Genomic DNA, 26,603 nt, shown 5'->3' on the forward strand with positions numbered 1-26,603 from the left:
GTTCAATCTGGAGGCAATGTCATGAATGCGATTTCCCGGCCTGACGAACTATTAGTAATCCATAACGTGTGGGATGTGTATCGGGCGGATGCCCCGCTGTTTCTCGCAACGCCGGCGCATACGCTGCTGGCCTGCGATGTTGCGGCGGCGATCCCGCATGCGGACGCGCCGCTCGCGGCGCGCGTGAACGACGCGTTGCGCCGCGAGCGGGCCGACGGCCGCATGGGTGCGGCGGTAGTCGGCGCTGTGCCGTTCGACGTCGACACACCGGCCGCGCTGCGGGTCGCGCGCACGATGCTGCGCGCGCGGCCGCTCGGCGCGCTGCGGGCAGCCGGCCCGGCCGGCACGCGCTACGCGACGCGCGAGGTGCCGTCGTCGGATGCCTATGCGGACGCGGTCGCGCAGGCGGTCGCCAGGATTCGCGCGGGCGAGCTCGACAAGGTTGTGCTGGCGCGCACGCTGGAGGCGACCGGCGACGCGCCGGTCGACGTTGCGGCGCTCGTTACGCGACTCGCGTCGTGCAATCCGCACGGCTATACGTTCTCCGTGGATCTCGGCGGGGGCCGCACGCTGCTGGGCGCGAGCCCGGAACTGCTCGTGAACCGCTTCGGCGGCATCGTGCGCGCGAATCCGCTGGCAGGCTCCGCGCCGCGCAGCCGCGATCCGGTCGAGGACCGGCGTCGCGCGCAGGCGCTGCTGGCGTCCGCGAAGGATCTCGACGAACACCGGGTCGTCGTCGAAGCCGTGCGCGACAGCCTCGCGCCGCTGTGCCGGCGGCTCGACGTGCCGGCGCGCCCGTCGCTCGTCCATACGGAAACGATGTGGCATCTGTCGACCGAGGTGTGCGGCGAAACCGACGCGGATGCGCTGACACTCGCACTTGCGCTGCATCCGACGCCCGCCGTCTGCGGCGCGCCGCGCACGGCGGCGCGCGACTGCATTCGCGATGCCGAGCCGTTCGATCGCGGCTTCTATGCGGGGATGCTCGGGTGGGTCGACGCGCACGGCGACGGCGAGTGGGTCGTCACTATTCGCTGCGCCGAAGCGTTCGACCGCACGCTGCGGCTCTATGCGGGCGCGGGCGTGGTCGCCGAATCGACGCCCGACGGCGAACGCGCGGAAACCGCCGCCAAGTTCCGGACCATGCTGGATGCGCTCGATATCGATCGAGATGCCGCATCGGGCGCCGCGCGGGAGGCTGCATGACGTCCGCGAACTGCACGCCTTGGCCGGACGCGTTCGCCAGCGCGTACCGGCAGAAGGGGTACTGGCTCGGTCAGTCGTTCGCGCAATGGTTCGGCGAGCGTGTCGCGCGGCACGGCGAACGCATCGCGCTCGTACAGGGTGACCTGCGCTGGTCGTACCGGACGTTTGCGGCGGAAGCCGAACGCACGACCCGCGCGCTGACCGCGTGCGGGATCGTGCCGGGCGACCGCGTCGTCGTGCAACTGCCGAACTGCGTCGCATTTTTCGCGGTGACGTTCGCACTGTTCCGGATCGGCGCGCTGCCGGTGTTCGCGCTGCCCGCGCATCGCCGGCGCGAGATCGGCTACTTCTGCCGGCACGCGGGCGCGCTCGCCTATGTCGCGGCGGAGCAGTACGACGGGTTCGACTACCGGGCGCTCGCGAGCGAGATCCGCGCCGATGCGCCAACACTGCGTCACGTGCTGTTCACGGCGCCCGGCAATACGCGCGTCGCGCTGCCGGAGGCGACGCCCGACATCACGCTCCCGCCGGGGCCCGGCGCGCACGAGATCGCGTTCCTGCAATTGTCGGGCGGCAGCACGGGTACGCCGAAGCTGATCCCGCGCACGCATGACGACTACCTGTACAGCGTGCGCGAGAGCGCGCGCATCTGCGGGCTGACCGAGCACAGCGTCTATCTCGCGGCGCTGCCGGCCGCGCACAACTATGCGCTGAGTTCGCCGGGCTCGCTCGGCGTCTTCGATGCCGGCGGCACCGTGGTGCTGAGCGACAGCGCGAGCCCCGACGTCGCGTTCCCGCTGATCGAGCGCGAGCGCGTGACAGTGGCGGCGCTGGTGCCGCCGCTCGTGCCAGTGTGGCTGGCCGCGGCCGGGCAGCGGCGCGGCGCGCTCGCGAGCCTCGAACTCGTGCAGGTCGGCGGCGCGCGCTTCGATCCCGCGCTCGCGGCGCGCGCGGCCGACGGCTTCGGCGCGCAATTGCAGCAGGTGTTCGGGATGGCCGAAGGGCTCGTCAACTACACGCGGCTCGACGACCCGCGCGACGTGGTGATCGCCACGCAGGGGCGCCCGCTCTCGCCGGACGACGAGATCCGCATCGTCGACGACGACGACTGCCCGGTCGAACCCGGTGAGGTCGGCCATCTGCTGACGCGCGGCCCGTACACGATCTGCGGCTACTACGACGCAGCCGCGCACAACGCGCGCGCGTTCACGGCGGACGGCTTCTATCGCACTGGCGATCGCGTCCGCCTGACGGCGGGCGGCCAGCTCGTCGTCGAGGGGCGCGCGAAAGACCAGATCAACCGCGGCGGCGAGAAGATCCCGGCCGAGGAGATCGAACACCTGCTGCTCGCGCATCCGGGCGTCGTCGACGCGGCGCTGGTCGCGATGCCTGACCCGTATCTCGGCGAACGCAGTTGCGCATACGTGATTCGCGGCGCGCCCGCGCCGGCCGCGGCGGACCTCGTCCGATTCGTGCGCGGACAGGGCGTGGCCGCGTACAAGGTGCCCGACCGGATCGAATTCGTCGATGCATTCCCGAAAACGCCGGTCGGCAAGATCGACAAGCGCGCGCTTCGGCAGCACATCGCGGATCGGCTCGCTGCCGCTTGACGGGCGCGGCGGCGCCCCGTCGATTCCTCCATTCCAATGCAATCCATCATGGCCATTCCGAAAATCGCTTCCTATCCGATGCCGGCCGAGCTGCCGGCGAACAGAGTGAACTGGCGGTTCGACCCGCACCGCGCGGCGCTGCTCGTGCACGACATGCAGGACTACTTCCTCGACTTCTACGACCGTGCGGCCGCGCCCGTGCCGACGCTCGTCTTGCATGTGCGCCGCCTGATCGATTTTGCGCATGCGGCCGGGATGCCGGTCTACTACACCGCGCAGCCGGCGACGCAGGCCGCGGCCGACCGGGCGCTCCTGACCGACATGTGGGGGCCGGGCCTCACCGCGCAGCCGTCGCGTGCGGCGATCTGCGACGCACTCGCGCCGGCGCCTGGCGACACGGTGCTCGACAAGTGGCGCTACAGCGCATTCCGGCGCTCGCCGCTCGAGACGCGCCTGCGCGAGCAGGGACGCGACCAGCTCGCTATCTGCGGGATCTATGCGCACATCGGCTGTCTGATGACCGCCTGCGACGCGTTCATGCGCGACGTGCAGCCGTTCTTCGTCGCCGACGCGCTCGCGGATTTCTCCGAGCGCGAGCACCGCATGGCGATCGACTACGTGGCCGGCCGCTGCGGGATGGCGGTGACCACGAACGCGCTCGTCGGCGTCGCGTCAGCGGACGACGCGGCACCGACGCTCGCCGCGATCGCGGCGCAGGTCGCCCGCAGCCTGCGGATGCCTGCCGCCGACCTGCGCGAGCATGGCAACCTGGTCGATTGCGGGCTCGATTCGATCCGGATGATGACGCTCGTCGAGCGGTGGCGCGCGCAAGGCTACGACGTCACGTTCGTCCAGCTCGCAGAGCAGCCGACGCTTGGCGCATGGACGCGGGTGCTGCAGCGCGCGGCGCAGGTGAGCGCATGACGGCGCGTCCGGCGATGTCCGATGCCCGTCCGGCGCCGTTCGTCAGCACGGCGGAGGTGTCGGTGCCGCAGGCCGACCGCGTGCTGTTCAAGCTGTGCAAGCACTACGCGATCAAGGTGCCCGTCGTGTTCGACGAACATCGCGCGACCGTCGATTTCCCATATGGCGTTTGCCGGATGCTGCGCACCGACGACGTGCTGCAGCTTCGCTGCGAAGCCGATTCCTCGGAGCAGCTCGAGCAGATCCAGTACGTGATGGACGAGCACCTGGGGCTGATGGCGCGCAACCGGGCGCTGGTGGTCGCATGGGAGCGGGGCGCGTGATGCGGCCCGTCTCCGGCTCAACGAACCTCGGAGCAAGCCCGCTCATGAAAAACGAATCATTGCCGATCCGCGCGACGTCCGCGCAATACGGAATCTGGGTCGCGCAACAGGTCGACCCCGACGATCCAGGCTATCTGACGGCCGAGACCGTCGAGCTTGACGGCGCGCTCGACGTCGCCGCGCTGACCGACAGCGTCGAGGCCGTGCTCGATCACGCCGACGCACTGCACATGCGGTTCGCGTGGCAAGACGATGCGCTGTGGCAGGCGCGCCGGACGCCGCGCACGCGGCTGCCGCTCGTCGACCTGTCGGCGCAAGACGATCCCGTGCAGGCGGCGTACGCGTGGATGAAGGCGTCGCTCGCGATCTGCTGCGACGTGACGGCCGATCCGCTGTACCGCACCGCGCTGCTGCGGCTGTCGCCGACCCGCCACTGGTGGTATCTGCAGGTGCATCACATCGCGCTCGACGGCTTCGGCTACGGGCTGCTGCAGCAGGCCGTGGCTGCCCGCTACAACGCGCGTGTCGGCGGCGGACCGCTACCGGCGCTGCCCGACTGGCGGATCGATCGCGTGGTGGAGGCCGAGGCGCGTTATCGCGGCGCCGGCGGCTTCGATGCCGATCGCGCGTTCTGGCGCGAACATCTGCGCGACGTGCCCGCGCCGCTCGTGCTCGCGCCGAAGCAGGACATCGCCCCGTACGCGCTGCGCGCGACGCACGTGCTCGACGCGGAGCGCGTGCACGCGTTCCGCGCGGCCGCCGAGCGCGTCGACGTCGACTGGAATGCGTGGCTGCTGTGCGCGGTCGGCATCTGGCTCGCGAAACAGGGCGGCCAGTGCGACCTGACGCTCGGGCTGCCGGTGATGAACCGGCTCGGCACGCCGGCGCTCGGCGTGCCGTGCATGGCGATGAACATCGTGCCGTTGCGCATGCATGTCGACGCCAGGCGCTCGCCGCGTGCGCTCGCGCGCGAATGCGCGGAGCGCCTGTGCGCGATCCGGCCGCACCTGTATTACCGGTATGGCTGGATTCGCGGCGATCTCGGGTTGCTGGAACGCAACGCGTTCCTGTTCAACCAGGCCGTCAACGTGATGCCGTTCGAACGGCAGGTCGCGTTCCACGGGCTCGCGAGCGATACGCGCGCGGTAAGCGGCGGCCCGGTGAAGGATCTGAACGTGACGCTCGCCGTGCGCGGCGGCGCGTGGCATCTGGCGCTGGAAGCAAACCCGAACGCATACGACGAGGCCGTGCTCGCCGCGCAGGCGCACGATCTTTCCGCGTGGCTCGACGCGTTCGCCGGACAGGCGCCAGACGAACCCGTCGGCGCGCTGCTCGACGGGATGCCCGCGCCGTCGATCGTGCGCGGTGCGCCGCTCGCCGGACCGTGCGACGACGTGCTCGCGCGGATCGAACGCATCGTGCTCGACATGCCGGCGCAACCGGCGATCGAGGCCGGCGACCGGCGCATCGACTATCGCGCGCTGCTCGCCGATGCCGATGCGCTTGCGGCGGAACTCGGACGACGGGGTGTGGCGCGCGACGCACGCGTCGCGATCGCGGCACCGCGCGCGCCCGACGTGATCGCGGCGATGCTGGCCGTGCTGAAGGTCGGCGCGACGATCATGCCGATTGATCCGGACGGGCCGCCGCAGCGCGTCGCGGCGATGCTGGCGGATGCAGCGCCTGCGCTGGTGATCACGCGCGATGAGTATCGCGAATGCGCAGGCGGCCGGCCGGTGCTCGATCTGGACGCGGCGCGTGTGCCGTCGCCGCACGACGTGGCGTGCGTGGCGCCCGACGCGGCACAGCCCGCGTACCTGCTGTACACGTCGGGATCGACCGGCCAGCCTAACGGCGTGCTGGTCGGGCGCGGCGCGCTCGCGCATTTCGTCGCGAGCACGCGCGACCTGTATCGCATCGGTCCGGGCGACCGGGTGCTGCAGTTCGCGCCGCTGCATTTCGATGCGAGCTTCGAGGAGATCTTCGCGACGCTTTGCAATGGCGCGACGCTCGTGCTGCGCGACGACGCGATGCTCGACTCGGTCGACGCGTTTACGGCCGAGATCGAACGCCGCCGCATCACGGTGCTGGACCTGCCGACCGCGTACTGGCACGTGCTCGCCCACGCACTGGACGTACGCCATGCGCAACGCCTCGCCGGCGTGCGCCTGACGATCATCGGCGGCGAGGCCGCGTTGCCGGAGCGGATCCGGCGCTGGCATGCGCACCTGCCGAACCAGGTGCTGCTGAACACCTACGGGCCGACCGAAACCACGATCATCGCGACGGCCGCGTGCGTGAGCGGCCCCGGCGCGGTCTGGCGCGACGGCGAGCCGGTGCCGATTGGCACGCCGCGCGCGGGCGTCGACGCGCAGGTCGTCGACGAGCGCCTGTATCCGGTGGCCGAGGGCCGCACGGGCGAACTGGTGCTGTGCGGCGACGCGCTGGCGCTCGGCTATCCGGGCAATGCGGCGCTGACGTCCGCGCGCTTCGTCATGCTGCCGGGGAGCGGCGCGCGCGCCTACCGCACCGGCGATCTTGCCACCGTGCGCGATGGCCGGCTGGTGTTCGACGGCCGGATCGACCACGAGGTGAAGATCAGCGGCGTGCGCATCGATCCGCGCGAGATCGAGGACTGGCTGCTGCGCACGCCGGACGTGCGCGAGGCAGCGGTCGTCGCGCTACGCGGCGACGCCGACGTGACGACGCTCGCGGCGTTCGTCGCCGGGGTCGACGACACGGCCGCGCTGCGCGCGCAGCTCGCCGACGCGCTGCCGGCCGCGGCGATTCCCGACGCGTGGCACGTGCTCGAACGGCTGCCGCGCAACGTCAACGGCAAGACCGATCGCAACGCGTTGCATCAGCTCGCGATGGCGGGTCGCATCGGCGTGGACGACGATCCGCGCGCCGACGCGCTCGAACGGCAGGTGATGCACGCGTGGCGCAGCGTGCTCGGCGGCGTCGCGCTGACGCCGGATTCGAATTTCTTCGACATCGGCGGCAAGTCGTTGCAGGCGATCCAGGCGAGCGCGCGGCTGGCGACCGCGCTCGGCCGCGACGTGCCGGTGTCGATGCTGTTCCGCCACGCGACGGTCGCGGCGCTGACGGCTGCGCTGCGCACGCCGCTGCCATACCGGCCGCGGGCGGCGCGCGACGCGTTCGCGCCGCATCTCGCGATTCAGGCGGCGGGCGGACCCGCGCAGCGGCTGATCTGCATCCACCCGGCCGACGGCCTCGCGTGGAGCTACCTGCGGCTCGCCGCGTACCTGCCCGACACGACGATCGACGGGCTGCAGCTGTCGGTCGATGACACGAACTGTGCGGCCGATTTCGACGCGCTCGTCGACACCTACGTGCGGCGCGTGCGTGCGCTGCAGCCGAACGGTCCATACCACCTGCTCGGCTGGTCGCTGGGCGGCGCGCTCGCGTACGCGGTCGCGGCGGCCCTCGAACGCGCAGGCGCACCGGTCGGCGTGCTCGCGCTGATGGACAGCTATCCGTCGTCCGCGTGGACGGCACAGCCGCAGCCGGAGACGGGCGACGCGCTGCGGATCCTGCTGACGGTGAACGGCGATTTCGACACGGCGGCGTTGTCCGACGCGCTGCTGCGGCAGCGCCTGCTGCGCGCGAACAGCCCGTTCGCAGCGCTCGGCGGCGCAGGGCTCGACGCGCTGGTCGACGCGACGCTGCGGCAGATGCGCCAGTTCCGTGCGGCGCCGACCCCGCATTACGGTGGCGAACTGCTGCTGTTCAACGCGACCCGCAAGCGGCCCGGCACTCCGGCACCCGACAGCTGGGCCGCGCACCGGCCGGCGGCGTTGCCGGCCTGCGTGGCGCTCGACTGCTCGCACGACGGGATGTCGGATCCCGAACCGATGGCGGCTATCGGCGCCGCGCTGACCGAACGGCTCGCCGCGTGGGCCGACATCGAAACCGATACGAGGAACTTGAATCGATGAGCAGGGAACCCGATATGACATTTCCGGCGGGCGTGGCCGTCGTGACCGGTGCGGCGCGCGGGATCGGCGCCGCCGTGGTTCGCGCGCTCGCCGCGCGCGGAGTCGACGTCGCCGCGTTCGACGCCGACGGCGACGCGCTGGCGCGTGCGACCGGGGATCGCCCGCCGGCGCCGGGCCGCGTCCATCCATTCACGGTCGACGTGGCCGACGCGCGTGCAGTGCGCGCGACAATCGAGCACGTGGAGGCGACGGTCGGCCCGATCGGCATGCTCGCGAACGTCGCCGGCGTGCTGCGGCTCGCGGCCGCGACGTCGCTGAGCGACGACGACTGGGCGCATTGCTTCGCGGTGAACACGCACGGCGTGTTCCATCTGTCGCGCGCGGTCGCACAGCGCATGATCGAGCGGCGCGCGGGCAGCATCGTGACCGTCGGGTCGAACGCGGCGCTCGTGCCGCGCACGCAGATGGCCGCGTACGGTGCGTCGAAGGCCGCCGCGCATCAGCTCACGCGCTGCCTCGGCCTGGAGCTGGCCGGCTACGGCATTCGCTGCAACATCGTCGCGCCGGGTTCGACCGACACGCCGATGCAGCGCCAACTGTGGCGCGGCCCGGAAGGCCCGGCGGGCGTCATCGCGGGTTCGCTCGAAACCTATCGCACGGGCATCCCGCTCGGCCGCATCGCCACGCCGGGCGACGTCGCCGGCACCGTGCTGTTCCTGCTGTCCGACGCCGCGCGCCACGTGACGCTGCACACGTTGTGCGTCGACGGCGGCGCGACGCTCGGTGTGTGACGGCACGGCCGCCGTCCGTTTCCGGAGCATCGTCATGAAACATATTCCGGCTTGGGTCGAACGAGGCGCGGCAGGCGCGTTCGCGTTGCCGCGTCACGAGGAACGGCTGCGCGTCGGCGCGCGGCTGCCCGTGCCCGATGCGCCACGCGGTGCCGGCGTCCGTTCGCGTTGACGCGCGACGCTTACCTTCTTTCATCGGAACACCTTATGTCGACGACTTCCGCTGACTCCGTGCCCACGCCGGCCGATGCCGGCGTGTCTTTCCTGCCGCTGCTGTTCGTGAATTTCGCGATGGTGGCCGGCACCTACGCATTCGTCACGATCGCCGGGCCGATGGCGCGGCGCATGCATCTCGAGCCGCTACATGTCGGCGCGATCATCGGCATCGTCGGGCTCGTGTGGATGATCGCCGCGCCGCGCTGGGGGCGCGCGGCGGACACCCGCGGGCGGCTGCCGGCGATGCGCGCTGCGATCGGCGGCTTCGTCGCGAGTTCGCTGCTGCTGGCCGGCTACGTTGGCTGGGCGTTGCGCGATGGCGTCAGCGCCGTGCCGCCGGTATGGGTGGGCTTTGTCGCGCTGCTCGTCACGCGCGCGGCGATGGGCGGCTGCTATGCGGGGCTGCCAGTCGCGGCCATGGCGTGGATCGCGGACCGGACACTGGCCACGGGGCGCGCGGCCGCGATCGCACGATTCGGCGCGGCTGGCGCGATCGGGATGGTGCTCGCGCCGCCGCTCGCGGGTTGGCTGGCCGGGATCGACATGACGCTCGCGCTCGCCGTTTTCGCGCTGCTGCCGCTCGCCGGACTGGCGGGGTTGCGACGGCTGCGCGACGACGGCGAGCATGCGGTGCGGCAGGCGCCGCCCCGGCTGAAGCCGACCGATCCGCGCCTGCGCCTGCCGTGGTGCAGCGCGTTCGCGCTGTACAGCGCGGTGATGATTGCGAACAGCGTGCTCGGCTTTTACGCGATCGACCGGCTGCACGTGCGGACGGGCGACGCATCGATGGTGGTCGGCTACGCGCTCGGCAGCGCCGGCATCGGGCTGATCGCGACGCAGTCGCTGGTCGGCCGCCTGCGTTCGGTCGCGCCGCTCCAGTGCCTGCGTTGGGGCGCGCTGGCAGGGGGCGCGGGGTTCGTGTCGGCGCTGGCCGCGGAGGCCGCGTACCCGCTGCTCCTGTGCGCGAGCTACTTTGTGGCGGCGTGCGGGATGGGCGCCGCGTTTCCCGCAGTCGCGGCGCTCGCGAGCACGCGCGTCGAAGCGCACGAGCAGGCCGCGTGCGCAGGCGCGATGTCGATGGCGCAAGGGCTCAGCATGGTGGTCGCGCCGCTGGCCGGTACGATGCTGTACGAACTGCATCCGGCAGCGCCGTTCGTGTCGATCGGCATGGTGCTCGCGGTCGTGTTCGTCGCGGCATGCGGTGACCGGGCACGCGCGCCGGCGGCGTGACGGTTTTCGTGAGTGCTGCGCGAATCGGTTGCCGGTTATTTGACTGTTATTCGACTGGCGCAACGACCAGCGGACAAGTGCTGACCGGACGCAGCCGCGTGCCGGTCCATTCGTAGAAGAACCGGGCCGCCTTCGCGTTGTCGTCGCCGCAATCGTCGTTGAAGCAGCCCGCGATGATCAGCAACGCACTGCCGGCGCGAAAATCGACGCGTTCGTCGTCGTTGCCCATCACGCCCGCGACGGCCTTCACGCCGGGCATCGTGTACGTCGCGCCCGAGTACATGTCGACGATCGCGAAATTGCGGCAATCCGTTCCGCAACCCCAGATCGCGACGCGATAGTGGCCGGCAAAATTGGCCGGTTGCGTGAATGCGTCACGAATGACGGTGCGGTACAGGCGCGCTTCCTTGGTGGTTAGCCTGGGCGACGCGGCCGGCTTGCGCGGTGCGCTTGCGGCGGGTGCCGGATAGCGGTCGAACGACGGCGACGGGCATGCCGCGGCAGCCGTTGCCGCGGGCGCCGCATGGGCCGCGCCGGAACCGGCAATCAGCGCGGCCGATACGCCGGCGATCAGCAGAAATCGATAGGCGAGCGCCACGCGAGCATCCTTCGGGTTCGAGGTGGGATTGGGCCGGATGGTCCGAACGACAGGCGACGACGATTCCATGACGCTTCGCGTGTGTCCGCGCAGGGGGCGGTGCTGGCGTACCTACGCTGTCAGTCAGGCCGCTACTTCCGCATCGACGAAAAGACCGTCGCGCAGAGCGGTGCCGCGGCTCGCACGCGTGCGGCTCGAAACGCAGCTCAGTCGGCCAGCCGCTTGTCCGCGAGCGCCTTGCAGCAATCGTCGTACACCCATTGCACGAGTTTCGCCCGATAGTCGAGATCGTCGGTATCGACGATTTCCTCGACCGCGTCGCGCGCCCATGGCGCGTCGACGAACCCGGCGTGCCGCTTCGCGATGTCCTGCGCGAGCGCCGCGAGCTTGGCGATCGCGAGCCAGTCGGCCTGGCGGTGATGGCGATCGAGCCAGCGGTGCGCGGCCTGGACCTGGAACGTGGCGTCCGGCCACGACTCGTTGAGGTAAAACGCGCCGAGATTGCCGCAGGTGAGCCAGCAAAGCAGCTCCAGGCGGTCTTGCGAGCCGAGGGTATGGGATGCGTCGGACATGGCAGCGCTCACGAATTGCATCGATTCCGGGCGGCGCCGGTCGCAATGAGCCGGTGCCGATAATAAAAACATAGCACGATGCGGGCCCGACCGCGCACCCGGGCGGATGCTGACATGGCGGCGGCATGGCGAGCGCCGGGCCGGCGGTCACGCCGACGGCGCAGCGAGGGTGCGGCAGAGGCCGGAGTCCTTTCGAACGGCTGTCAATCGTCACACCAGTCGACCGCTGCGCTCGTTAGAATGTCGGCTTCCCGCGAAGCATCGGGCTGGAGCAGGTGCCGAGACAGCTACGCCAGCCGACCTAAGCTTCAAGGCGCCAACTCTGGCCAACAGGAGACGGAACACGATGAAAATCTACGACCAGTTCTATATCGACGGCGCATGGCGCAAACCGGCCGGAACGGGCACGATCGACGTGATCGACTCGGGCACCGAGGCAGTGATCGGCCGGATTCCGGAGGGCATCGCTTCCGACGCGCAGGATGCGATCCGCGCGGCGCGCGCGGCCTTCGATGCGTGGGCGGCCACGCCGGCCGCGACGCGCGCGGGCTACCTGCGCAAGATCGTCGAGCATCTGCAGGCGCGCAGCGAGGAACTCGCGCAGTCGATCACCGGCGAAGTCGGGATGCCGATCAAGCTGTCGCGCGCGATCCAGGTCGGCGGCCCGATCTACAACTGGAAGGCGTATGCGAAGCTCGCCGAGTCGTTCGAATTCGAGGCACGGGTCGGCAACTCGCTCGTGGTGCGCGAGCCGGTCGGCGTGGTCGCGGCGATCACGCCGTGGAACTACCCGCTCAACCAGATCACGCTGAAGGTCGCGCCGGCGCTCGCGGCCGGCTGCACGGTCGTCCTGAAGCCGTCCGAAGTCGCGCCGCTCAACGCATTCATGCTCGCCGAGGCGATTCACGAAGCGGGCCTGCCGGCCGGCGTGTTCAACCTCGTGTGCGGCTACGGTCCGGTCGTCGGCGAAGTGCTGGCTACCGACCCGGACGTCGACATGGTGTCGTTCACGGGCTCGACGCGCGCCGGCAAGCGCGTGGCCGAGCTGGCGGCCGCGGGCGTCAAGCGCGTCGCGCTCGAACTGGGCGGCAAGTCGGCGTCGCTGATCCTCGACGATGCCGATTTCGCGACGGCGGTGAAGGGCACGGTCAACGCGTGCTACCTGAACGCGGGGCAGACCTGCTCGGCGCACACGCGGATGCTGGTGCCGGAGGCGCGCTACGAAGAGGCGCGCGAGCTTGCGAAGGCCGCGGCCGAAACATATGTCGCGGGCGATCCGCGGCAGGACGCGACGCGCCTCGGCGCGCTCGCGTCGGCCGTGCAGCAGCAGCGTGTGCAGGCGTACATCCAGCGCGGGATCGACGAAGGCGCGGAACTCGTGACGGGCGGCCCGGGCCTGCCGGAAGGGCTCGCGAAGGGCTTCTTCGTGAAGCCGACCGTGTTCGGCCGCGTCGATCCGAAATCGACGATCGCGCAGGAGGAGATTTTCGGGCCGGTGCTGTCGATCATCACGTATCGCGACGAAGACGAGGCCGTGCGGATCGCGAACGATTCGCCGTACGGGCTCGGCGGCGCGGTATGGGCCGGCAGCGACGAGCGTGCGATGAGCATCGCGCGGCGCATCCGCACGGGGCAGGTCGACATCAACGGCGGCACGTGGAACGGCGCCGCGCCGTTCGGTGGCTACAAGCAGTCGGGGCACGGCCGCGAGAATGGCGTATACGGGCTCGAAGAGTATCTCGAGTACAAGTCGATGCAGTTGAAGCCAGCGAAGCCGGCCTGAGCGCTTCGCGCCTCAGGAACCGGAAACGGCACGCTCACGTGCCGTTTTTTATTGACGGCCGTCAAGGTGCGCGGCAGTGAATCATCGATCATCGCGGTTCCGATGTTCCGACGAGGTATCCGATGACCGTACGCACTTCCTTTCCGCCGCTGACGATACGCGGCCGCACCTTGCTGCCTGTCGTGCAGGGCGGCATGGGCGTCGGCATCTCAGCGCACCGGCTGGCGGGCAGCGTTGCGCGCGAAGGCGCGGTCGGCACGATCGCGAGCATCGACCTGCGCCACCATCACGCGGACCTGCTCGCGCGTTGCCGCGCGCAACCCGATCGCGCGACGCTCGAGGCCGCGAACCTCGCCGCATTGGCGCGCGAGATCCGTCTCGCGAAGACCTACAGCGAAGGGCGCGGGATGATCGCGGTCAACGTGATGAAGGCGGTCAGCGCGCATGCGGACTACGTGCGAGTCGCGTGCGACGAAGGCGCCGATGCGATCGTGATGGGCGCGGGCCTGCCGCTCGATCTGCCCGATCTCACGCAAGGACACGACGTCGCGCTGATCCCGATCCTGTCGGACAGCCGCGGGATCGCGCTCGTGCTGAAGAAGTGGATGAAGAAGGGGCGCCTGCCCGATGCGATCGTGATCGAGCATCCGGCGCATGCGGGCGGCCACCTCGGCGTCACGCAGATCGACGACATGCACGACGCGCGCTTCGATTTCGCGCGCGTGCTCGACGAGACTGCACAGGTGATGGCGTCGCTGGGCCTCGCGCGCGACACCGTCCCGCTGATCGTGGCGGGCGGGATCAACAGTCACGACATGGTGCGTGAGGTGCTCGCGGCCGGTGCGAACGGCGTGCAGGTCGGGACGCCGTTCGCGGTGACGGAAGAGGGCGATGCGCATCCGGACTTCAAGCGCGTGCTCGCCGACGCGGCGCCTGACGACATCGTCGAATTCGTCAGCGTGACGGGGCTGCCCGCGCGCGCGGTGAAGACGCCGTGGCTCGATCGTTACCTGCGCAACGAGACGCGCATCCGCAACAAGCTCGGCGCATTCAAGCAGCGCTGCCCGACCGCGCTCGAATGCCTGAGCGTATGCGGCTTGCGCGACGGCATCGAGAAGTTCGGCCATTTCTGCATCGACACGCGGCTGGCGGCCGCGCTGCGCGGTGACGTCGCGAACGGGCTGTTCTTCCGCGGCCGCGAAGCGCTGCCGTTCGGCCGCGCAATCCGCAGCGTGCGCGATTTGCTCGACCTGCTGCTGACGGGCCGTGCGACCGAGCCTGCGGCAAACCGTCCCACATTTACGCTGGCTTGATGGACATCAAGATAAGGAAAAGACCCTACTGGGAAAATGGAAACCATTCTTTGGGGGTCCGTACCATGCATAAAACGATTCGAACTTTAGTCGCCGCCGCCGCCGCCGCCGTCGCGGCAAGCTTCGTCGCGATGCCGTCGGTGTCGCACGCGGCGTCGCCGGGCGACGGCATCAACCAGGGTGACGTACTGGTCCGGCTGCGCGCGATCAGCATCCAGCCGAACGAGCGCGCGAGCGACGCGCTCGGCGCGCTCAACGTCGGCGTGAACAACGCGATCGTTCCCGAGCTCGACTTCACGTACATGATCCGCGACTACCTCGGCGTCGAGCTGATCCTCGGCACGTCACGGCACCAGGTGACGTCGAGCATCGGTAACCTCGGCGGCGTGGGCGTGCTGCCGCCGACGCTGCTGCTGCAGTATCACTTCAACCATGCCGGCAAGGTGCGTCCGTACGTCGGCGCGGGGTTGAACTACACGTACTTCTACAACAACGGGCTCAATGTCGGCGGGCAGGGCGTGTCGATCAACAAGAGCAGCTTCGGCCCCGCACTGCAGTTCGGCGTCGACGTGCAGTTGACGAAGAAGGTGTTCATGAACGTCGACCTGAAGAAGATCTGGATGAGCACCGATGCGACGCTCGGCGACAAGGGCATCGGTACGCTGCACATCGATCCGTTGATCGTCGGCGTGGGCGTCGGGATGAAGTTCTAGACGCAGAAGGAAAAGAACAGAGTTGGGGTTCGCGGCATGGCGGTCGTCATGCCGCTTTTTTTATGCGCGATGGATTTACAGCTTGTCGTACTGGAAGCGCATCGCAGTGCCTTCGCGCGTGATGCGCTCCCACACCGCGCGCTTTTCGTCGTCGCTCAGGAACACCCAGTTCGACACTTCGGCGGCCGTGCGGCCGCAGCCCTTGCAGACTTCGTCGAAGAGGGTCGAGCACACGCCGATGCAGGGGCTGTCGGGCAGGTCGTGGAGATTGGAGGCCATCGGAAGGGTTCGCGCAGTTGAATCGTCAGCCGCCATTTTAATGCATCGTGGCCGCTCGGCCCGGCGGGTGTGGCCGACATGCCGCGTCGGCGCATCGTCGTGATGGTGCGGCCGGTCGGCTCGGCGCAGCAGCACGGCAACGCCTGGCCCACGGGGCGGCCAGCCAGGCGCCGGTGAGCGAGGCGCGAGGTGCGCCGCGATTTCACCGGTGAAACGGCGCCGTGCCCGGCCGTCGGGCGCGCGATCCGCGCAGCCGGCGAACGCGGTTGCGCCGCTGCCTGTTTTTCCCGGTGGACAGCCGTGGATTACCCGATAGAATTCCCCCTCGGAATGCCCGACCGCACGGGCGGCCTGACTGGCCGGCGGCGGTAATCTGTTCCGTTTGCGCGACACCGGCATGATTTTTTTGTGACGGAGCGCGAATGGTGGTAGTTTTCGGGGTTTTCGAGGGGCGGAGCACCAGAATGCGCCGCCGTGACGAGGCAGCCGGACAAACGGTCCGGCCGGAGGGAGAACGGGATGAAAGCAAAGGTAGTGGGCCGGTTCGCAGCGCTCGCGCTGTGCGTGGGTGCATCGGCGGCAGCGGCGAAGGATACGCAGCTCAATGTCTATAACTGGTCGGACTACATTGCGAAGGACACGATCCCGAACTTCGAGAAGCAGGCGGGCGTCAAGGTCCGCTACGACAACTACGACAGCGACGACACGCTGCAGGCGAAGCTGCTGACGGGCAGCTCGGGCTACGACATCGTCGTGCCGACCAGCAACTACGCGGGCAAGCAGATCGCTGCCGGCATCTTCGCACCGCTCGACAAGTCGAAGCTGCCGAACCTCAAGTACCTCGATCCGCAACTGATGGCGCTCGTCGCGGGCGCGGACCCGGGCAACAAGTACTCGGTGCCCTGGGCGTACGGCACGACGGGTCTCGCGTACAACCTGACCAAGGCGCAGCAGGCGCTCGGCAAGGTGCCGCTCGACAACTGGGACATCCTGTTCAAGCCGGAAAACATCTCGAAGCTGAAGACCTGCGGCGTGTCGGTGCTCGACGCGCCGGACCAGATGTTCGCGGCGACGCTGCACTACATCGGCAAGGATCCGATGAGCACGAATCCGGCCGACTACAAGGCCGCGATGGAAGTGCTGAAGAAGATCCGCCCGTACATCACGCAATTCAACTCGTCGGGCTACATCAACGACCTGGTCGGCGGCGACATCTGCTTCGCGTTCGGCTGGTCGGGCGACGTCGTAATCGCGAAGCATCGCGCGATCGAGGCGAAGAAGCCGTACAAGGTCGAGTACTACATTCCGAAGGGCGGCGCGCCGGTGTGGTTCGACGTGATGGCGATCCCGAAGGACGCGAAGAACAAGGATGCCGCGCTGCAGTGGATCAACTACATCGAGGATCCGAAGGTGCACGCGGCGATCACGAACGCGGTGTACTACCCGAGCGCCAACGCCGAGGCACGCAAGTACGTGCGGCCCGACGTCGCGAACGATCCGGCCGTCTACCCGCCGGCCGACGTCGTGAAGACGCTGTTCCTGCTCAAGCCGCTGCCGCCTGAAATCCAGCGCCTGCAGACGCGTCTGTGGACCGAGCTGAAGTCGGGCCGCTGACGCGAGCCGGCGTTCCCCCAGCAGTCATGAAGCCCCTGGTGCCCCCGGGGGCTTTGTTCGTTAAACGCAGGAGAGAAGCAGCACATCATGAATAGCCAGTCGGGTGCGCCGGTCGCGGGCGCACCGTTCTCCGTTTCCTCCTCCGGCGCCGATACGCGCGCCGAGAACTTTGTCCAGATCGTCGACGTCGTGAAGAAATTCGGCGACACCGAAGCCGTGCGCAGCGTCAACCTGACCGTGCGCCGGGGCGAGCTGTTCGCGCTGCTCGGCAGCTCGGGCTGCGGCAAGTCGACGTTGCTGCGGATGCTCGCGGGCCTCGAGACGGTCACGTCGGGCAAGATCCTGATCGACGGCGAGGACCTCGCGCAGATGCCGCCGTACAAGCGGCCCGTGAACATGATGTTCCAGTCGTATGCGCTGTTCCCGCACATGTCGGTCGAGTCGAACGTCGCGTTCGGCCTCAAGCAGGAAGGCGTGCCGAAGGCCGAGCTGAAGGAGCGCGTGCATGCGGCGCTCGAACTCGTGCAGATGAGCAAGTACGCGAAGCGCAAGCCGCATCAGCTCTCCGGCGGCCAGCAGCAGCGCGTCGCGCTCGCGCGTTCGCTGGTCAAGCGGCCGAAGCTGCTGCTGCTCGACGAGCCGATGTCCGCGCTCGACAAGCAGATCCGCCAGCGCACGCAGATCGAGCTCGTCAACATCCTGAACAAGGTCGGCGTCACCTGCATCATGGTCACGCACGACCAGGAAGAAGCGATGACGATGGCGAACCGCCTCGCGGTGATGAGCGAAGGGCAGATCGTGCAGATCGGCTCGCCGAACGAGGTCTACGAATATCCGAACAGCCGCTTCTCGGCCGAGTTCATCGGCTCGACGAACCTGTTCGACGGCGTGACCGTCGAGGACGAACCCGACCACGTGTACATCGAATCGCCGGAGCTGCCGAGCCGGCTGTACGTGAGCCACGGGATCTCGGGCCCGCTCGGGATGCCGGTCACGGTGTCGGTGCGCCCCGAGCGGATCGCGCTCACGCGCAAGCCGCCCGAAGGCGCGTTCAACTGGGCGCGCGGCAGGATCAGCAATGTCGCGTACATGGGCGGCTATTCGCTGTATCACGTGAAGCTCGACGCGGGCAAGACGGTGATCGCGAACGTATCGAGCCTCGCGATTTCGGAGCTCGACACGCCGTCGCTCGGCGACGAGATCTACGTGCGCTGGAGCGCGACCGCAGGCGTGGTGCTGACGTCATGAGCGCGTTCAAGTCCCTGCTCGAGTGGCCGGTGCGGCGCTTCAACCTGACGGGCGCCACGGCGGTCGTCGCCGGGCCGTTCACGTGGCTCGTGCTGTTCTTCCTCGTGCCGTTCGTGCTGGTCGTCAAGATCAGCTTCGCGGAGCTGCAGCTCGGCATCCCGCCGTACACGGAGCTCGCGTCGTACGCGGACGGCGTCGTGCACGTCGCGCTGAACCTGTCGCACTACGCGTTCCTGTTCACGGACAGCCTGTATTTCGCGACCTACGTGAACTCGGTGTGGGTGGCCGCGGTCACGACGCTGCTGTGTCTGCTGATCGGCTATCCGATGGCGTATTACATCGCGCGCTCGAACCCGGCGACCCGCAACCTGCTGATGATGGGCGTGATGCTGCCGTTCTGGACGTCGTTCCTGATCCGCGTGTACGCATGGATCGGCATCCTGAAGAACAACGGGCTGCTGAACAACTTCCTGATGTGGATCGGCCTGACCCATACGCCGATCGAGCTGTACCGCACGAACTACGCGGTGTACATCGGGATGGTGTATTCGTACCTGCCGTTCCTCGTGATGCCGCTCTACGCGCACCTCGTGAAAATGGACCTGCGCCTGCTGGAAGCCGCATACGACCTCGGCGCGAAGCCGTGGAAGGCGTTCGTGCAGATCACGCTGCCGCTGTCGAAGAACGGCATCATCGCGGGCTGCCTGCTGGTGTTCATCCCGGCGGTCGGTGAATACGTGATTCCGGAACTGCTCGGCGGCGCGAACACGCTGATGATCGGCCGCGTGATGTGGAACGAGTTCTTCAACAATGCGGACTGGCCGATGGCGTCGGCGGTGACCTGCGCGATGGTGCTGCTGCTGCTCGTGCCGATGGCGATGTTCCAGCATTTCCAGGCGAAGGAGCAGGGGGGGCGCCGATGAAGCCGAATCGTTACCTGCAGTTCGCGGCGCTGTTTGCCGGCTTCGCGTTCCTGTACATCCCGATCATCAGCCTGATCGTCTATTCGTTCAACGAGTCGAAGCTCGTCACCGTGTGGTCGGGCTTCTCGTTCCGCTGGTACTCGGCGCTCGTCGAGGACGACGAACTGCTGACGGCCGCGTGGCTATCGCTGAAGATCGGCGTGCTGACCGCGTTCGCGTCGGTGTTCATCGGCACGTGGGCCGGCTTCGTGCTCGCGCGGATGGGGCGTTTTCGCGGCTTTGCGCTGTTCAGCGGGATGATCAACGCGCCGCTCGTGATTCCCGAGGTGATCCAGGGGATCTCGCTGCTGCTGCTGTTCATCGAACTCGCGAAATGGATCGGCTGGCCGGCAGAGCGCGGCATCTTCACGATCTGGCTCGGCCACGTGATGCTGTGCATCTCGTATGTCGCGATCATCGTGCAGTCGCGTGTGCGCGAGCTGAATCCGTCGCTGGAAGAAGCCGCGCTCGATCTCGGCGCGACGCCGCTGAAGGTGTTCTTCACGATCACGCTGCCGCTGATTTCGCAGGCGCTGATCGCGGGCTGGCTGCTGTCGTTCACGCTGTCGATCGACGACCTCGTGCTGTCGGCGTTCCTGTCGGGCCCCGGCTCGACGACGCTGCCGCTCGTCGTGTTCTCGCGCGTGCGCCTCGGGCTGAATCCGGAGATGAACGCGCTCGCGACGCTGTTCATCGTCGCGGTGACGGCCGGCGTCGTGATCGCGAACTTCGTGATGCTGCGGCAAGAGCGCAAGCGGATGGTGGCATTCGCGACCTGACGCGCAGGTTGCGGCTGCAATGAAAAACGCCCGGTGCCGACGACGAGTCGGGCCGGGCGTTTTGTTTGGGCGGCCTGCGTGCCGCTCAGCGCAGGTCGTCGCCGGTCAGTACGCGAAGCTCTTGCCGGGCGTCGTCCAGACCGCAGTGGCGGCCGAGCACGGTTGGAGGCTCAGCGTGTCGCCGGCGGCGGGCGCGAGGCAGCGGCCCGTCGGCTGCGACACGAGCTGTGCCGAACCGGGCGCCGTGCCGGCCTTGACGAGCCATTGCTGATCGGCCTCGCCGGCGACGCAGGTGCGCAGCAGCGTGCCGTTGCCCGCGCTCGGTGCCTGCGCGGTGAGGCAGTAGCTGTACTTGGTCTGCAGCGTGCCGTCGCCCGCGGCGACCCACAATTGCGGATTGAAGTGCGTGCCGCCGGAGGCGCGCACCGACGCGAGCGTCGGGCAGGCGCCGAGCACCGCGGCATTGCCGTCGCGCAGGCCGCCCGATGCGGTCAGGCAAGCGCCATTCGCCTTGACGAGGCCTGCGGCCGACTGCTGCGGGCCGCCGATCAGCGTCGCGACGCCGTTCGATTCGGATGCATTTGCGTAGGCGGTGGGACACGTCTTGTTGACCGTGACCGACGGGACAGGCACCGTCACCGGATTGCCGAGCCCATCGTAAGCAGCCACGCTGAATTGCGCGTTCGTATATGCAACCGACGCGCAGCTCGTGCGACTCGAATTCCAGTCGAAGTACTCGACCCACTGGCTGATCGACGAGACTGGAACCTGCGTTTGCGTCGTGCCGACGTAGATGCTGCCGATGTCGAAGCTGTCGCCGGTCGCGCCGCCCGTCACGTCGGTCACGTTGCTCTTGAACCAGCCGGGCCCCTGGCTCGTGTCCGGCGTGATGCGGAAGCGGTACGTGTGGCCGGCCTGCCACTCGTAGCGATAGCGGCATTGCGCGCCGGCGCTGCCATCCGTCGCCGAGCCGCTGACCGTGCAGTAGCTGCCGGCGCCGATGCCTGCGCTCGCGGGTGTGCCGGGTTTCGCGGCGGTGGCGCCCCACAGGCTGAACAGGAATTGCTTGCCCGTGCCTTCGCTGGCAGACACCAGTTCGGTCGACTGCAAACCCGTGTAGCCGTGCAGCGAGTTGACCTGGTTCGACCAGTACACGTTGGAGTTCGGGCCCGGGTCGGTCCGCGGCGTGATGAACAGGTCGAGGATCGCGACGCTGCGCACCGTCGACGGAAACCACGTGTTGCTGTAAAGCCCCGGCGTCGCGCCGAGGAAGCCGTTGAGCGTCGGTGCGGTGCTGGCCGACAGTGTCGCGAGGCCAGGCGCCGTGCTGGCCGCGATGCTGAAACCGCGCGCGCCCGGTGGCGGCAGGGACGCGACGGGCGGTACGCCGAGCGTGAAGGTGAACGTGCATGCGCCGCCTGCCGGCACCGTCGCGCCGGTCAGCGCGAGCTGCGCGGTGCCGTCGCTGGCCAGCGTACCGCCGCACGCGCTCGTGAAACCGTTCGCGGTGAAACCGGCGGGCATGCCGATGGAGAGGCCGGCGGCAGCCGGTTCGGTGCCGGTGTTGGCGAGTTTCAGCGTCGCCTTGTCGGTGCCGCCGACGGACGGCGACAGGCTGGCGAGCGTCAATGTCGCCGTGTAGGCGGGCGCGGCGAGCGCAGTGAGCGGAGCGAGCATCAGCGCAGCGATTGCCGCGCGGCTGACGGACGGGACGAGCATGGCCGGACTCCTGAATAGTTATTCGTTTTCGACGCGCGACGGACGGGCGCGCGGCGGCGAGTCTAGCATGCGGTCCTGACAAATTCGCGACGGATGAGGCGCGTCGCGAGCCGGGCGCGGGATCGGTTCCGCACCCGGATGCTGAGCCGGCTTATGCGCCGAACACCGCCTTCGCCAGCATTCCGAGCGCAACGCACACGAGCACGGCCGCGAAGCCGGCCTGCACGTGTCGCGCGGCAAGGTGCCGCGATGCACCGCGTCCGGCGGCCATGCCGAGCGCGGTCGCGACGGTGAACCACAGCGTCACGTCGAGCGGCGCGCGCGTGCCCGATACGAGCGTCGCGAACACGCCGCCGGCGCCGACCAGCGCGATCACCATCAGCGACGTCGCGACGATGCCGTGCATCGACACGTTCGTGAACTTGCGCAGCATCGGCACGATCACGATTCGAGAGTGGATCGGGTATTCATGCGAATACGAAAAATCCTAATTTCTTTAATTAATTCGTATAAAGCTGAATTTATTACTGGATATGTTGATTGCATTTATCGAGAGATGGAAATAGTCATCTCAATAATTGCGCGGTGCTTCGGCGCGAGGTAAAAGGACGGTTTCATTCCTCGCACGGGGCATCGATGAAAAACGCACAAGGCCGCGAAATGGTTCGCCTCGGAGACGCCACCGATCATGGCGGTGTCGTTACCGAAGCCGCCGATGATCTCAAGCATCTCGGCATCGGCGTGGCATTGGAAGGCCACGGCGTGACATGCCCGAAATGCGGCGGCATCTTTCCGCTGCTGGCGAGCGGCCCGCGCACACATCATGGTCGTCTGGTCGCGTATCGCGGCGACAAGACCGGCTGCGGCGCCACGATCGTCGGTGCTTGAGCAGAGAGGACCAGCAACCATGTCGACTCTGCCCCAAGCACGCACCCTGTCGATCTCCGGCGCAGCCTTGCCGACCTATGGAATGAATGCACTCCCGATATTCGTTCCGGTGCGGTTGCAGGGCACCGAAACGATTGGCCGCATCGACGAATGCCGTTATCTCGTTACGCTGCGCACCGACGATGCCTATGCATTCTCCCCGAGCATCACGTCCAATCTCGATCTGGATAAAGTGGTCGGTACCGAGGTCACCGTTTCGATCCGGTTCGAAGGCAAAGGGCAATTCATACCGGGCCTTGCAGGCAGTGCCGGACTCGGCAATATCGGCGCAGGAACGCGCGAAATCACGGGGTTGGTCGTGGCGGCCAGAATTGCCGGTCAGGACCGCGACTCAATTCTGTACGAACTCGAACTGCGCCCATGGCTCTATCGTGCGACGCTGACGCAGGATTGTCGGCTCTTTCAGGATATGACCGTCGTCGACATCACTGATGCGGTGCTGTCGAAATATCCGTACACGGTTGAAAAGCGTCTCGCGGGCGTATTTCGAGGAATCTATCCAAAGCGCGACATGCAGCGTCAGGCGTTCGAATCGGACTGGGCGTTCCTGCAGCGACTGTGGGAGGAATGGGGCATTTGGTGGTGGTTCGAACACGACGGCGGCCATCATCGCCTGGTCTTGTGCGACACGATGGGTGGCCACCAGCCGCACGGTGCGGCCTACGAGACGCTGCGCTACCTGCCACCCGACAGCAAGCGCATCGACGAAGAACACATTCATGCGCTGTCGGTGACGAGTCGGCTCACGGCCGGCTGTGTCACCGTGACGGACTACGACTACACGCGTCCGCGCGCGAAGCTGGCTGCCACTGAAGAGAATCCGCGCGGAACTGCCAGCGCGGACGGTGAGATTTACGCCTGGGGCGACTACAGCCAACCGCTGGCGGGTGCACAAGGTCTTGCAGGCCAGCCGAACGATGCGGATCGGGAAGCACGCCATTTTGCGCGCGTGCAACTCGAGGCGCAGCGCTGTGCGGGGCTGCGCGCCCATGGCGCGGGCAACCTGCGCGGGCTGACGGTCGGGCGCACGTTCACCCTGACAGGCTACCCGCAGCAGTCCGCGAACCGCGAATATGTCGTCGTGTCGTGCGCGCTCGACATCGAGGAAATCGGCAATCGCGCAGGCATCGCACAAACATACCGCGTCGAAACGCAGTTCGAACTGCTGCCGGCGAACGAGCCGTTCCGGCTCAAGCGCAGTGTCGACAAGCCCGTGTTAAGCGGCCCGGAGAAGGCCATCGTCGTGGGGCCGGCCGAGCAGGAAGTCTGGACGGACCAATACGGCCGCGTAAAGGTGCAGTTCGAGTGGGATCGTGACGGCAAGCACGACGAGCATTCGGGCATCTGGCTGCGCGTGCTGTCGCCGTGGCAGGGCGTGGACATGGGTGCGACATTCATTCCGCGCATCGGCCATGAAGTGGCGGTATCGCACTACTGCGGCGATCCAGATTTGCCGATGATTGTCGGCAGTGCCGTGAACGCGCTCCGTCAACCGGCGCTGCACGTGCCGGACTATCAGGCGGTATCGGTGATTTGCGGCAAGGAATTCCACGGCACTTCATCCGGCCATCTGGCGATCGACGATACGCAGGGGCAAATCCAGACGCAGATTGCGAGCGATGCGGGCGCCTCTCAACTCAGTCTCGGGAATATCCGGCGCATCGTGAAGAAGAAGGGGCGGGCGGATGCGCGCGGCACGGGTTTCGACCTGCGCACGGATTATTGGGGTGTCGTGCGGGCGTTGAGGGGCCTGTTCGTCCCGACAGACGGCCAGACGGGCGGCCCAGGCCACGCGAAGGACGCGCGTGAGGCAATCGGCCGGCTGACGCGGGCACGAGAACTGCAAGATAGTCTGTCCGCGCTGGCGCAACAGCATGAGACGCAGCAGCATGATGCAGACCAGAGCGACGTGGCGCGAGCGATCAAGGCCCGTAACGACGCGATCAAAGGGAATCCATCGGGCGATCCGGATGACTTCCCGGAACTGACGGAAGCCGACATGGTGCTGGCAGGATCGGCGGGAATCAGTTTCGCGGCCGAGCGCAACGTTCATATCGCGAGCAACGAGGATGTCGCGGTGACGAGCGGTCGGCATGTTGGCCTGGCGGTCGGCCGGTCGCTGTTCGCGAGCGTGGCGAATGCGTTCTCGCTGTTCGTGCACAAGGCGGGAATAAAGCTGATTGCCGCCGCTGGCAAGGTGCGTATCGAAGCGCAGACCGATGGCATCGACGTGACGGCCAAACAGTCGGTCACCATCACAAGTACCGCCGACAGCATTCATCTGCACGCGGCGAAGGAAATCGTGCTGCACGCCGGCAGTACTGAGGTGCGTATCGGTGAACAGGGCTACGTGGTTCGCACGGCCGGCGAACATACGGTCTATGCGGGCAGCCACCAGACCGATGCTCCTCAGATTCGGCCGATGCGCCTGCCGGTCACGCCGGACAATCCGGGGCTGTTCGCTGCACACTTTGTGTTGATGGAACACGACAGCGGCTTCGCGCTATCGCAGCAGCCATACCGCATCACGCTCGACAATGGGCGCGTGATCGAGGGGGTAAGTAACGAGCATGGTGAAACGTCGCTGATTACCGACCATGACGTTGCGTTCGGGACCGTCGAGTTACTTGCCGCAAGCGATCCGGACAAGGTGATTGCGGTCAATCATGCGGCGATCGTGCGCGACAACACGACGCCCTACACCGCTACCGCGCCGAACGCCGACAAGCGGACCGCGAAAATCAGGGGCAAGACGGCGAGCACGCCGGAACAGGGGGGCGACGTCCGAGAATCAACCGCCAACGTTTGCGACATGCGATCCGCTCAACTTCGGGCTGCGCTTCCATCACTTCATCGACGGGGCCAAGCAGAACGATGTGAAAGGGAATCGGCCGCGCAACGATGTCGTGTATCCGGTGACGAAAGCCTATACGGCGGCGATCAAGGACGCGCTCAAGGGCATTCCGTGGAGTCGGTTCAGAACAGTAAGTGGTGGAATATCGAACGACTTGAAAGACAGGATTATCGATACGATTCGTGAAATATTGAGAGTGGCGCTAGCCTCTGGGCCATTTGGCCTACCCGAAGGCACTGTTAATGACGCGATGCTATCAAACGGAGCGATGCCGATCATTGACATTGTCAGCGCGCAACAAGGGCAAGTTCGTTACAACATGCGCCCGGATGTTAGTGCATCATTTGTTCAGAAAAACTGGGCCATTGCCATTCAGGAGAAAGAGGTCGAAAAAATTATTGCGACTGCGGATGATGCGGGGGCGTTGGATGGTCGAATGAAATCATTCGCTGACATGCTTTACCATGAGGCACGACACTGCCAGCAGGCATTTTGGATGATGGCGCTGCTTCAACAACATTCCGCGGATTATGAAATATTTACGCAGATGTTCGGTGTGTATAAGGCATATACGAAAAAAGGTGCCTGTGATGCAGCCAAAAAAATCAACATCCCCAATGACAACCTCGTTACTACAGGGCTGCATCGGATGCTGATGTTTCACTACTACTGGATGATCTCGTACATGCAGGACCAAGCGGGTGGAGCCTATGTGAAGCCCGATGTTCCAATTGCGCAAGCCGAAGTGTGCAAATTGTTGAGCGTGCCGCCTGAGACGGCAGCAAAGATGGTGCGTTTCGAGGAAGGCTACCGGAGTCAATTGCATGAAGAAGTTGCGTATGCGTGTGCAGAGGTGGTGCAGGCCTATTGGGACCGTCCTGATCGCGCTCTCGTGTTCAACCCCGGCACATGCACAGCAGACTATGCCGCTGCCCTCAAAGCCGTTGACGCAAGGAGTTGAC

22 protein-coding genes and 1 pseudogene are annotated in these 26,603 nt (G+C 67.2%); 18 read left to right on the top strand and 5 right to left on the bottom strand.

The window, feature by feature from the left end:
* Positions 1 to 21 precede the first annotated feature (21 nt).
* The 8 genes from DM992_RS11880 to DM992_RS11915 are packed head-to-tail and all read left to right on the top strand — an operon-like array spanning position 22 to position 10,259.
* On the top strand, positions 22 to 1,206 hold the full coding sequence (locus tag DM992_RS11880) for an isochorismate synthase (RefSeq protein ID WP_111016945.1): 1,185 nt from the start codon (positions 22 to 24) through the stop codon (positions 1,204 to 1,206).
* Positions 1,203 to 2,816 (top strand): (2,3-dihydroxybenzoyl)adenylate synthase, encoded by a 1,614-nt coding sequence (locus DM992_RS11885; protein WP_111016946.1) that lies wholly within the window; start codon positions 1,203 to 1,205, stop codon positions 2,814 to 2,816. The genes DM992_RS11880 and DM992_RS11885 overlap by 4 nt, the downstream gene beginning before the upstream one ends.
* 48 nt (positions 2,817 to 2,864) lie before the next feature.
* Positions 2,865 to 3,740, top strand: a complete 876-nt coding sequence (locus DM992_RS11890; protein WP_111016947.1) for an isochorismatase family protein — start codon at positions 2,865 to 2,867, stop codon at positions 3,738 to 3,740.
* Complete coding sequence (locus DM992_RS11895; RefSeq protein WP_034181402.1) at positions 3,737 to 4,063, top strand: DUF2218 domain-containing protein; 327 nt, start codon at positions 3,737 to 3,739, stop codon at positions 4,061 to 4,063. The genes DM992_RS11890 and DM992_RS11895 overlap by 4 nt, the downstream gene beginning before the upstream one ends.
* A gap of 44 nt (positions 4,064 to 4,107) precedes the next feature.
* Entirely contained in the window at positions 4,108 to 8,022 is a 3,915-nt protein-coding gene (locus DM992_RS11900) for a non-ribosomal peptide synthetase (RefSeq protein ID WP_111016948.1), read from the top strand.
* Entirely contained in the window at positions 8,019 to 8,813 is a 795-nt protein-coding gene (locus DM992_RS11905) for a 2,3-dihydro-2,3-dihydroxybenzoate dehydrogenase (RefSeq protein WP_111016949.1), read from the top strand. Before DM992_RS11900 ends, DM992_RS11905 begins: the two co-directional genes overlap by 4 nt.
* A gap of 34 nt (positions 8,814 to 8,847) precedes the next feature.
* Positions 8,848 to 8,985 carry a hypothetical protein gene (locus DM992_RS11910; RefSeq protein WP_204356078.1) on the top strand — a complete coding sequence of 46 codons (138 nt, stop codon included), beginning with the start codon at positions 8,848 to 8,850 and terminating at the stop codon, positions 8,983 to 8,985.
* A gap of 35 nt (positions 8,986 to 9,020) precedes the next feature.
* A complete protein-coding gene (locus DM992_RS11915) occupies positions 9,021 to 10,259 on the top strand; it encodes an MFS transporter (protein ID WP_111016950.1) in 1,239 nt (412 codons plus the stop codon).
* Positions 10,260 to 10,305: 46 nt separating this feature from the next.
* Here DM992_RS11915 and DM992_RS11920 read toward each other — a convergent pair whose 3' ends face one another.
* Positions 10,306 to 10,857: a hypothetical protein gene (locus DM992_RS11920; RefSeq protein ID WP_111016951.1), complete on the bottom strand. Its 552-nt coding sequence runs from the start codon at positions 10,855 to 10,857 to the stop codon at positions 10,306 to 10,308.
* Positions 10,858 to 11,063: 206 nt separating this feature from the next.
* Positions 11,064 to 11,429 carry a hypothetical protein gene (locus tag DM992_RS11925; protein ID WP_034181339.1) on the bottom strand — a complete coding sequence of 122 codons (366 nt, stop codon included), beginning with the start codon at positions 11,427 to 11,429 and terminating at the stop codon, positions 11,064 to 11,066.
* A 346-nt stretch (positions 11,430 to 11,775) separates the two neighbouring features.
* Here DM992_RS11925 and DM992_RS11930 point away from each other — a divergent pair, with 346 nt between their 5' ends.
* From DM992_RS11930 to DM992_RS11940, 3 genes are all read left to right on the top strand, one after another.
* Complete coding sequence (locus tag DM992_RS11930; protein WP_111016952.1) at positions 11,776 to 13,212, top strand: aldehyde dehydrogenase family protein; 1,437 nt, start codon at positions 11,776 to 11,778, stop codon at positions 13,210 to 13,212.
* 122 nt (positions 13,213 to 13,334) lie between these two features.
* Complete coding sequence (locus DM992_RS11935) at positions 13,335 to 14,525, top strand: nitronate monooxygenase family protein (protein WP_111016953.1); 1,191 nt, start codon at positions 13,335 to 13,337, stop codon at positions 14,523 to 14,525.
* Positions 14,526 to 14,590: 65 nt separating this feature from the next.
* Positions 14,591 to 15,238, top strand: coding sequence for an OmpW family outer membrane protein (locus DM992_RS11940; protein WP_111016954.1), 648 nt, complete (start codon positions 14,591 to 14,593; stop codon positions 15,236 to 15,238).
* 75 nt (positions 15,239 to 15,313) lie between these two features.
* Here DM992_RS11940 and DM992_RS11945 read toward each other — a convergent pair whose 3' ends face one another.
* Positions 15,314 to 15,517: a DUF1289 domain-containing protein gene (locus DM992_RS11945; RefSeq protein ID WP_006493160.1), complete on the bottom strand. Its 204-nt coding sequence runs from the start codon at positions 15,515 to 15,517 to the stop codon at positions 15,314 to 15,316.
* Positions 15,518 to 16,036: 519 nt separating this feature from the next.
* On the opposite strand from DM992_RS11945, the gene DM992_RS11950 reads away from it, so the two are divergent.
* From DM992_RS11950 to DM992_RS11965, 4 genes are all read left to right on the top strand, one after another.
* Positions 16,037 to 17,131 carry a polyamine ABC transporter substrate-binding protein gene (locus DM992_RS11950; protein ID WP_047900781.1) on the top strand — a complete coding sequence of 365 codons (1,095 nt, stop codon included), beginning with the start codon at positions 16,037 to 16,039 and terminating at the stop codon, positions 17,129 to 17,131.
* An 87-nt stretch (positions 17,132 to 17,218) separates the two neighbouring features.
* Positions 17,219 to 18,379, top strand: coding sequence for a polyamine ABC transporter ATP-binding protein (gene potA, locus DM992_RS11955; RefSeq protein WP_111016955.1), 1,161 nt, complete (start codon positions 17,219 to 17,221; stop codon positions 18,377 to 18,379).
* On the top strand, positions 18,376 to 19,302 hold the full coding sequence (locus DM992_RS11960; RefSeq protein WP_111016956.1) for an ABC transporter permease subunit: 927 nt from the start codon (positions 18,376 to 18,378) through the stop codon (positions 19,300 to 19,302). Before potA ends, DM992_RS11960 begins: the two co-directional genes overlap by 4 nt.
* Positions 19,299 to 20,120, top strand: coding sequence for an ABC transporter permease subunit (locus tag DM992_RS11965; protein ID WP_111016957.1), 822 nt, complete (start codon positions 19,299 to 19,301; stop codon positions 20,118 to 20,120). The genes DM992_RS11960 and DM992_RS11965 overlap by 4 nt, the downstream gene beginning before the upstream one ends.
* Positions 20,121 to 20,225: 105 nt before the next feature.
* On the opposite strand, the gene DM992_RS11970 is transcribed toward DM992_RS11965, so the two are convergent.
* Both DM992_RS11970 and DM992_RS11975 read right to left on the bottom strand, forming a co-directional pair.
* Positions 20,226 to 21,839 carry a DUF3472 domain-containing protein gene (locus tag DM992_RS11970; protein ID WP_111016958.1) on the bottom strand — a complete coding sequence of 538 codons (1,614 nt, stop codon included), beginning with the start codon at positions 21,837 to 21,839 and terminating at the stop codon, positions 20,226 to 20,228.
* Positions 21,840 to 21,990: 151 nt separating this feature from the next.
* Positions 21,991 to 22,284: pseudogene (locus DM992_RS11975) on the bottom strand (TSUP family transporter); the annotation flags it as partial.
* 191 nt (positions 22,285 to 22,475) lie between these two features.
* Here DM992_RS11975 and DM992_RS11980 point away from each other — a divergent pair.
* Genes DM992_RS11980 through DM992_RS42680 form a run of 3 tightly spaced genes read left to right on the top strand, consistent with a single transcriptional unit; the run spans position 22,476 to position 26,602 of the window.
* Positions 22,476 to 22,727, top strand: a complete 252-nt coding sequence (locus DM992_RS11980) for a PAAR domain-containing protein (RefSeq protein WP_111016959.1) — start codon at positions 22,476 to 22,478, stop codon at positions 22,725 to 22,727.
* Positions 22,728 to 22,746: 19 nt separating this feature from the next.
* Complete coding sequence (gene tssI, locus DM992_RS11985) at positions 22,747 to 25,827, top strand: type VI secretion system Vgr family protein (protein WP_239511270.1); 3,081 nt, start codon at positions 22,747 to 22,749, stop codon at positions 25,825 to 25,827.
* A complete protein-coding gene (locus DM992_RS42680; RefSeq protein WP_239511271.1) occupies positions 25,796 to 26,602 on the top strand; it encodes a hypothetical protein in 807 nt (268 codons plus the stop codon). Before tssI ends, DM992_RS42680 begins: the two co-directional genes overlap by 32 nt.
* Position 26,603 lies beyond the last annotated feature (1 nt).

It is taken from the genome of Burkholderia sp. JP2-270, assembly GCF_003233675.1.
GTDB classification, from domain to species: Bacteria; Pseudomonadota; Gammaproteobacteria; order Burkholderiales; family Burkholderiaceae; genus Burkholderia; species Burkholderia pyrrocinia_C.